We start from the raw sequence: 7,817 nt of genomic DNA on the forward strand, positions 1-7,817 counted from the left end.
TGACTGGCAGTCAAAAGGTCAGCGGTTCGATTCCGCTATTCTCCACAATGAAAATAAAGGCGTTCGGGGGCTTCCACTCTGGGCGCTTTTTTTGTATTCAATTATTTCTCTTAAAAAAGAGATTTCGTAAATTGTAATTCAAGCAAACTTTATGAATTACTATACTTACATACTCTACTCGCCTCATTTCAATAAGTTTTACTATGGCCAATCACAAAACCTTAAAACTCGATTAGAGAAACATAACAACGGTCAAGTGCAGTCCACAAATAGATATAAACCTTGGGTGATATATGCTTATAAAGAACTTAAATCAAGACCTGAAGCAATCGCTTTTGAAAAAAAACTTAAGAATCTTAAAGCAAGAAAACGTTTAATGCCATTTCTTCTTCTTCATGGCTTTACAATTATAACAATAAACACATAGCTCAGCGGTCCCGAATTTTCAGAAACTTTGTTTCTTATAAAATTCGAGGATCCTCGAAAAACATTTCAAATCTTTGATTTGAGTTTTTCGGGATTCGATTCCGCTATTCTCCACGTTTAAGATAAGGCGTTTGCGGGCTTCCACTCTGGGCGCTTTTTTTGTTTGCATACTATTTGCATACAAGAATACCCATTTCTGATTACAAACAAATCCCTTCACTTTTTGCAACTCTTTAATTTTAGAGCAGCATTGGTCAATGTTGGTTTTAGCTGTTACAATTTGCTGTTGACACTGTTTCACAAAATGTCCTATTTTATTTGAATAAGCTGAGCAACTAATTCTCTCAAAAGAGCTTTGCACCAAAACTATTAACACCTGGCCGTCTTTCGTTTTTTACCCAAGTTACCTTTATTGATCACCTTGTCGATGTAATCATTTGCCAGTGGTACTTTACAGGCCGTGCCGCCAACATCAACACTAACTTTACCTATGGCCTTAGCTACTTCTTTGGCTTTATCTGTTAAAGCTTCAATATAACTGCCTGTTGCGATCACAAATCCATTCATGGTGTAACGTACCCGATTAGGTGCATTGTGAATATTGTTTTTAACTCTATCCAACAACTGACTGTAGGCTTCCATATCAATGGCCTCATTCGGCCTTACAGACGCATAAAAAGACAAGGTAGCCCAGCCAGCAGAAGCAATGTTCTCCTTATCTGAATCAATCCACTTTAGGCCTAGTTCAAAACCAAAGGGTGTTTCGGCAGCTACCCAGGCAACTGCGTACTCACTCAAATAATACCAATAGGCTTGTTCTACCCATTCATCCAGTTGTTGAGTCGTAATTTTATTTTCATCGGCCATTAAACCTGCCAGATACATGGCATCGGAATTACCCGTGGCAAACAGTTCTAAGGCCAACTCATGATTCTTCTTTGTTTTTTTCAGAATCTTCTTCAAATCCTGCACCTTTACTCCAAAGAAGGGTTCTTTGGCGCCATGTTTCGTCAATACTTTTTTAGTTTGTTCACTACCATATGTTTCAAGCTCCTTTAGTACTTCTTGTGCTGTCATAATCCTTGCTTTTAAGTATCCCAAAACCGATGATGAATATAAAACACCTGACCAAAGCCCATATTTAGTAGTAGGCCACAGCGTAACAATCACCTTGTTTATAAAGTGTAACAATAAAATTAACTTCTTGTTTACGCAGCTAGTAGCTTACAGTACACTTCACTAAAACTTCACCCCATATTCCAAGGCCACTGCAAATTGGTTTAATCCATCTGGTCTGTTTTGTCGGGCTAAAACAGGTGCACCCACATTAAACTCTATAAACGAAACCTCGGATAGTTGGTATTGAACGAAAGTATTAAGATTTAAGGTTAATCCTCTAGACTTTTCGATACTTTGCCTTAGTCCGTTCTTATCCAGATAGCTATCATTTTTCAGATGGTATATGGGCAACATACTGTAGCTCAACATCCACTTTTTACTCAATTGGGTGTAATGCGAAACTCGCATCAATACATCTCCACTCCTATGGTAGCCATTGGTAGACAAATAAGGATCGGCTAAGCTACCTTCTGGATAATCGTCTGCTAAAAATTGGTTGGAGTTTTGATATAAAGCTTGCTGCCAGGCTGTTGAAATCGCAAGTCGGTTTCTTTTCCATGTGGCACCTACTATCATATCGGTGGTTCCTAGGCTTGTTTGATAGGCCATCGGTAAGGGCAAGCCATTTGCTGTTTCATCTGCTTTGTTAAAAGGCAACTTGATACCTCCGGCCAAGAGCCAATGTGGATTTATAGTCCAGGTTGATGTAAGTATAATGTCGGATAATCCTGAAGTGGTGCTCAAGTCTCCACTTCGCACACCCATTAGAAGTTTGGCACTTAGTGATACAGAACCAAAACTTCGTGTGTACTCCATATAAGGTGTAATAACCGACACATTGTATTGAGCCATACCATAGGCCGTCCCAACTTTAAAACTATTGTTACTGAGCTTTGAAGAATCACTCGCTTCCGGCTTTAGCGAATGTATGGTGCAAAAACCAGCATCGCTGCAGCCCTGAGCAAATACTTCTGTTTGTACTAAAAAAAGTACACTAATAATAAGTATGCATTTTATCCTATTACTTTTCACCCTATTCATTTTATGGGTTTTGTCGTAATAGAAATCAATTCCTTACAATACAATTGTAGATCGAATTGCTAAGTTATTCTTGTTGCGATTCTAATCTTAAGGTTCTCTTCTTGTGCTTTTCAATATCCCAAGTCATTCCAATGTGTTTGACATAGTCTTCTATTGGTTCAAGTCCGACTTTTTCACGTCTTTCATTTACTTTTTCTGGTTCTATTAATGGATAAACGAATAATAGTTCGTATTAAATTACTGGTCATTCAATTCTTTTCATCCGATTGATAAATGAACTTCAAACCATCGTATAAACTATGAAAAGGTACATGTGCTTCGTTTTCATAAATCAGGTACTTATACGAAACGATCGTCCCCACTCTTTCCTTCACTAAATTAGAAAATTCTGTCATTTGTTTGAGTGCATTCACTTGTGCCATCAGAGGGTCTTTAAGGCCGTTTGTGACAAACATTGTTCGACCACTGTATTTATCCAACTCTTGAAAGTGTTTATGGCTTAACTCCGTGAAAAAGGTTTCGCAAAAAGGAAACGCTCCACTACTGGCAATATAGGAGTTAAATAACTTGGGCTTGTTTATAAACGTATAAAGTGTGAATACAGCCGTCATCGATTGGCCATACAATACTCGTTCATCTGTTGTTCGATATTTATTTCCGATGTAGGGAATAAGTTCTTTCTGAATATAGGTCTGAAAGTCATCCACACTTTTAGCACTAATCGAATCTCTTGGCCAAACATCCTTTCCGCTTACATTTTCCATTACCACAATAATCATTTCGGGAATCATCTCATCTGCATAAGCCAGGCGATTAACCGTGGAGACAATTTCCAGCATCGAAGCTGTATCTCCTTTCACCTGATACAACACAGGGTATGATGTGTCAGATTCGGAATAGCTATCAGGTAGATGTATCATTACCTTTTTACTATCATTTAATATTTCAGATTGAATACTATCTCTGATTCCAATTTTCACATTAATATCTTGTGCAGATATTACACTTGGAACGATCACAGCAAGAAGAATAATTAGCAAAAAATAGTTTCGAATGATTTTGGTCATAGTTTATTCATTTAATGTCCGGTTCTAATACTTTGCGTTTCAATATCAATTCATGGCTGACTTACAGAGAATCCTTAATAGTCTAAGTTTTGTATTTGTTTTTCGATTTCTAAAGCTCAATTGCTTATCATAAACACCTTAAAAACAAACACATTGTTTATAAAACAACGATTTGGCGGTGTTTTCCGAAGCCACGAAACGTCCAAAATGCACCAAACGTCTTATACACTATTGCGGTTTGTTGTGCGTTCGACTTTGTTACTTTTTTTTATCTATGTTTTGTAAAAATTTAATTGGGTCTTTCAAGTATCTGTGAGCATTTGAATTCCGAATACTATTTTTAATTTCCTCAAAATCAGGTTTCATTAGTTTTCCTTTTCTGTCCATAAACAGCCAGCCATTTTCGTTGCCAAGCTCAATCATATTTTTTAAGAACGTTAAATCATTTTCTCTTAAATCAACGCGAAAAGAAAAGTCTCTAATAGACATTGATTCTTCGTTCAAAAAAATAGCGACATCATTGTCAACAAGGTCATTATATGTTTTCCAATAAATGCTTGTTTTGTTATTTTCCCAATTTGCTCTTTTAATAATTAAGTCAACTTTAGAAACAATATCGTCCGCTTGCATTTTTACTTCTTTCCAATATATTTTAGCATCAGATTCAAAATATCCCGTTTCTGAGCTAACCCTAATTTCATTAGGAATGGAATCGTGCTTTTTTTCAATTCCTTGTTTTGGTACAATTGCTAAATAATATTGATAAACTGCCATTTTACTTCGTTTTATCCAGCTGACGCACAACGGCCTGCCGCATGGTGCGTAAGGCGATTTAACTTTACAAACTTTCCACATTGAGCGGAGCCAAAGCGGTGTTTTTGTTTTATATTTTCATTTTCTATAAGCCAAAACAGCGTTTTGGCGTTGATTGCCGAAGCTACGAACCGTCCAATGCGCACTGCATCCCTTATACTTTATTGTAGCGCGTTTTTATTTCGGATGGATTTGATTTTCTTATGCATAGTTGCTTATGCTTTCGACTTTATAAGCTGTTAAACTTTATTGGTCTGAGGCTCAATCCAGTTCTTTTTTCCTGTTGAAACGTCGAGAACCTTTATTCCTAGTCCATTTGATATTTCTTCTGTCAATTGTTTACACTCTTCAAATTTCTTTCTAAAGAGTTTCATTCTTTTATTATTAGGAAAGATTAAGTTTGTGGTTAACATTACATTATCAAGAGTAGTTGAAATGCTCTGATGATACATACGTTGACTCACATTTACCCGAACCATAGAAATATAGTCAACTTCAGAAATATCAAAAGTTTCTCCTTTTTTCATAAAAAGATAAGTCGAATACTTATATAAGCTTTTTGATGAATAATCTATAATCATCCGATCCCTTGCAGTTACTAAAAACAGCCCGACAATTATTAATAATATTTGGATATACCAAAATTCAATACTTGCTAGCAATCCTGTAATTATTAAAGCATATCCGAAAAGTACAAATGGAACTGGTAATCCTCCAAGTTTTAGTTTTAACTGATTGTTTTCTTTCATTTTATAATTGTAATTCAAGTTAGTATGATTGATCGATATTAGGTTGTTTTTTAGCTTTTTTACACATGTGGTAGGTCCTTATAACAAATTGGAAATTATGCACCTCTCTAGCTTATTTGCAAATGCGCTACAACGGCCTGCCGCATGGTGTTGTAAGGCGATTTTAACCATACTAAATTTCCAAATTGCGCGAAGCCAAAGCGTTGTATTTGTTTTTAACTTTTAATTTTGAAAGCCAAATCAGCGATTTGGCGGTGATTGCCGAAGCCACAGAACTTATAAAATGAGCTGGGCTCCATATGCTTTATTGCGGTTTGTTGGCACCTGGCATTTTTCATAAATTAAACCTAAATCCAATTGATCCTCTAATATAAAATCCTCCTGGATTAATCTGAACTCCATTACTCAATTGTGTGTTACTATGAATTCTCCAGTTATCTGTTTTTGAAAATGGTGAATAATATCCAGTTTTTAATCCAAAAACTAAATCGTTTATATAAGTAAAAGTTTGAAATCCTGCGGAGATTGAATTATTACTAATTATATAAGAATTTTGATTGTCAACAGTCTTCATTAGTTCTTGAAAATCCGAATCTGGTTCAATAGGTTTGCTGATTTCTAATCTAGCAGTATTTATCACAAATCCAACGATTGGATATATTTCAAGATAATCTTTATCAAATATTTTATAGCCGAAACTGAAATTGTATCCTTTACTATGGAAGTATGATTGTATGCCATTATCGTTTTCTTCCCGTTCCCATTGGTCGCAATTACTAAGTTCAAAAGAATACATTTTTTTACCACTTTTAAAATATAAAGAGATATCTCCCGAGATAAATCCATCTGGTATATTTGAATAATTATTTTGAGTTAATAAATCGTTTAATTTACTTATATCTGGTTTCTGATATCCTGCTGAGAACATTAAAATAACCTCTTTGTTTTCTTTCTGGGAAAGCGCCTCGGTTGTAAAGGCTATTAAAAGGATTGAAAGTAATCCAAATATTTTACATTTCATTTTATTGTAGTTTTGAGTATTTATGCTTGGTGCCAACTAAAGGATAGACAGAGTACTCCTTATATCCCACCTATAGTAAAACTTGTTTTCTTAAACATTTACCTTGTGCCAAACAAAATAGAAGCACATATCTACACTTAACACTCTAATTAAGCATTTTTAAAACTAAATAAAATATAGCAAACAGCCTAATAAGCCCACCAGAACGATACAGTACTGATTAAGAACATCCCCATAACTAAAATATTTTTTCATTCACCCTTGACATTTATAAATGGTATTATGAATTTTGTTTATAAATAAACCAGAAAAGATCACACTATGTCAAGCCAGAAAATCCTTGGCTATTCGCCAAATCACCATAGCGGTATTACTCTAATGTCCGTCAGCACTTATAAGCACAAAACAGCAAAAGCTAGCGCTCGGCAAGCATGTTTACCTAAAATTATATTTGAGCTGAGTATTACCATTTGGTAATTGCTCCACTTGTCTGCCAGAAAGCAATTACCACATGGTAATTACCTGTTTTTCGCAAAAAATGCTGCATTACCATATGGTAATGGGCTGTTTTCTGTAAAAGATGGGCATTACCAAATGGTAATGCCTCGTCCGACACATAGTTTGCCCAATTACCAAACAGTAATGGCTTCCAGTGGTATTTACAAAGCCTTTATCCTTTAAAAACAATTCAGATAAAATGACAAAGATTGAAAAAATCATTACCAACACCCGGTCTGCCGAAGCCAACGACTTGTGCACATCCATATCAAGCGTTATAGACAAGGCGGGCATTGACGATCCACATTTATCAGCCACAAAAGCTGAGATAGATGCGAGTAACTTAAGTTTAACACAATCCATTAAAAAAGATAAGGCAGAATCGGTCTTAGACGAAAGAGATGACAGTCGCGATGCAGTATACCGCTCAATTCTGCACCTCAACAAAGGCTATTTGCATCATCCTGATACGAAAGTAAAGGAGTCAGCCACCCATGCCGAAGCGGTGATTGAGAAATATGGCTTTGAATTGACTGATGCTACTTATTCAGCGCAGTCTGCACTAGTCGATTCATTTATGGCTGATATGGCTCAAACCGAACTAGCCACGGACTTGGCAGTGCTTCCTGGCATTAGTGGCCTACTTGAGCAGTTGAGCCAAGAGCAAGCTAGTTTTAAGCTTGCCGAATCAGAATTGTTAGCTGCCCGCTCCAATGAGCAACAAGCGAGCAATGCCACGGCTGTTAAAAAAGACTTGCTTAAGCTTGTAAACAATAAATTGGTGGTTTACCTACGCGCCATGCTTCAGGTAAATCCGGCACAATACAAAGATGTAGCTACACAAATAGCATTGCTCATCGACAAGAGCAATACGGTGGTTAAGCGTCGTCGCAAGTAACAAAACCTAAACTCACAGATGGATAAAGGATAGAACAAGAGGGTGTCCAAAAAGTAAAAATCACAATTAGGTTACTTTTAATTTGTAATCAAATATCCTTTTTTACTACCCCTAAATCCCCTAAAGGGGTGCGATAGCTATCGCACTTAAGCCTCCACTTTAGGGGAGGTTTGGAGGGGTAAAAC

At 36.3% G+C, this 7,817-nt stretch carries 9 protein-coding genes; 3 read left to right on the forward strand and 6 right to left on the reverse strand.

The genetic code is table 11. From position 1 onward, the window contains the following. The first annotated feature begins 151 nt into the window (after window positions 1–151). Complete coding sequence (locus tag ACRD7B_RS22285; RefSeq protein WP_430826880.1) at window positions 152–427, forward strand: GIY-YIG nuclease family protein; 276 nt, start codon at window positions 152–154, stop codon at window positions 425–427. Window positions 428–795: 368 nt separating this feature from the next. Here the strand turns inward: ACRD7B_RS22285 and ACRD7B_RS22290 are convergent, their stop codons facing one another. The 6 genes from ACRD7B_RS22290 to ACRD7B_RS22315 all read right to left on the reverse strand — a co-directional run bounded on the left by ACRD7B_RS22290 (window position 796) and on the right by ACRD7B_RS22315 (window position 6,236). After that, entirely contained in the window at window positions 796–1,503 is a 708-nt protein-coding gene (locus tag ACRD7B_RS22290) for a DNA alkylation repair protein (protein ID WP_430826881.1), read from the reverse strand. A 162-nt stretch (window positions 1,504–1,665) separates the two neighbouring features. Further along, entirely contained in the window at window positions 1,666–2,586 is a 921-nt protein-coding gene (locus tag ACRD7B_RS22295) for a hypothetical protein (RefSeq protein ID WP_430826882.1), read from the reverse strand. 248 nt (window positions 2,587–2,834) lie between these two features. Further along, window positions 2,835–3,653 carry an alpha/beta hydrolase gene (locus tag ACRD7B_RS22300; RefSeq protein WP_430826883.1) on the reverse strand — a complete coding sequence of 273 codons (819 nt, stop codon included), beginning with the start codon at window positions 3,651–3,653 and terminating at the stop codon, window positions 2,835–2,837. A 258-nt stretch (window positions 3,654–3,911) separates the two neighbouring features. Further along, window positions 3,912–4,427 carry a hypothetical protein gene (locus tag ACRD7B_RS22305; RefSeq protein ID WP_430826884.1) on the reverse strand — a complete coding sequence of 172 codons (516 nt, stop codon included), beginning with the start codon at window positions 4,425–4,427 and terminating at the stop codon, window positions 3,912–3,914. A 278-nt stretch (window positions 4,428–4,705) separates the two neighbouring features. Continuing rightward, window positions 4,706–5,215 (reverse strand): hypothetical protein, encoded by a 510-nt coding sequence (locus ACRD7B_RS22310; RefSeq protein WP_430826885.1) that lies wholly within the window; start codon window positions 5,213–5,215, stop codon window positions 4,706–4,708. Window positions 5,216–5,549: 334 nt separating this feature from the next. Continuing rightward, window positions 5,550–6,236 (reverse strand): hypothetical protein, encoded by a 687-nt coding sequence (locus ACRD7B_RS22315; RefSeq protein ID WP_430826886.1) that lies wholly within the window; start codon window positions 6,234–6,236, stop codon window positions 5,550–5,552. Between the two features lie 486 nt (window positions 6,237–6,722). Here ACRD7B_RS22315 and ACRD7B_RS22320 point away from each other — a divergent pair, with 486 nt between their 5' ends. Together ACRD7B_RS22320 and ACRD7B_RS22325 are read left to right on the forward strand one after the other, a co-directional pair. Then, window positions 6,723–6,917, forward strand: coding sequence for a hypothetical protein (locus ACRD7B_RS22320; protein ID WP_430826887.1), 195 nt, complete (start codon window positions 6,723–6,725; stop codon window positions 6,915–6,917). Window positions 6,918–6,933: 16 nt separating this feature from the next. Next, window positions 6,934–7,632 (forward strand): DUF6261 family protein, encoded by a 699-nt coding sequence (locus ACRD7B_RS22325; protein ID WP_430826888.1) that lies wholly within the window; start codon window positions 6,934–6,936, stop codon window positions 7,630–7,632. The last annotated feature ends 185 nt before the right edge of the window (window positions 7,633–7,817 follow it).

Source organism: Carboxylicivirga fragile (assembly GCF_050589805.1).
Classification (GTDB): Bacteria; Bacteroidota; Bacteroidia; order Bacteroidales; family Marinilabiliaceae; genus Carboxylicivirga; species Carboxylicivirga fragile.

What these genes read in the sequence shown, in the direction of transcription:
- ACRD7B_RS22300 (WP_430826883.1), bottom strand. Translation starts at nt 3,653, where the DNA reads ATGACCAAAATCATTCGAAACTATTTTTTGCTAATTATTCTTCTTGCT.
- ACRD7B_RS22325 (WP_430826888.1), top strand. Translation starts at nt 6,934, where the DNA reads ATGACAAAGATTGAAAAAATCATTACCAACACCCGGTCTGCCGAAGCC.
- ACRD7B_RS22310 (WP_430826885.1), bottom strand. Translation starts at nt 5,215, where the DNA reads ATGAAAGAAAACAATCAGTTAAAACTAAAACTTGGAGGATTACCAGTT.
- ACRD7B_RS22285 (WP_430826880.1), top strand. Translation starts at nt 152, where the DNA reads ATGAATTACTATACTTACATACTCTACTCGCCTCATTTCAATAAGTTT.
- ACRD7B_RS22290 (WP_430826881.1), bottom strand. Translation starts at nt 1,503, where the DNA reads ATGACAGCACAAGAAGTACTAAAGGAGCTTGAAACATATGGTAGTGAA.
- ACRD7B_RS22315 (WP_430826886.1), bottom strand. Translation starts at nt 6,236, where the DNA reads ATGAAATGTAAAATATTTGGATTACTTTCAATCCTTTTAATAGCCTTT.
- ACRD7B_RS22305 (WP_430826884.1), bottom strand. Translation starts at nt 4,427, where the DNA reads ATGGCAGTTTATCAATATTATTTAGCAATTGTACCAAAACAAGGAATT.
- ACRD7B_RS22295 (WP_430826882.1), bottom strand. Translation starts at nt 2,586, where the DNA reads ATGAATAGGGTGAAAAGTAATAGGATAAAATGCATACTTATTATTAGT.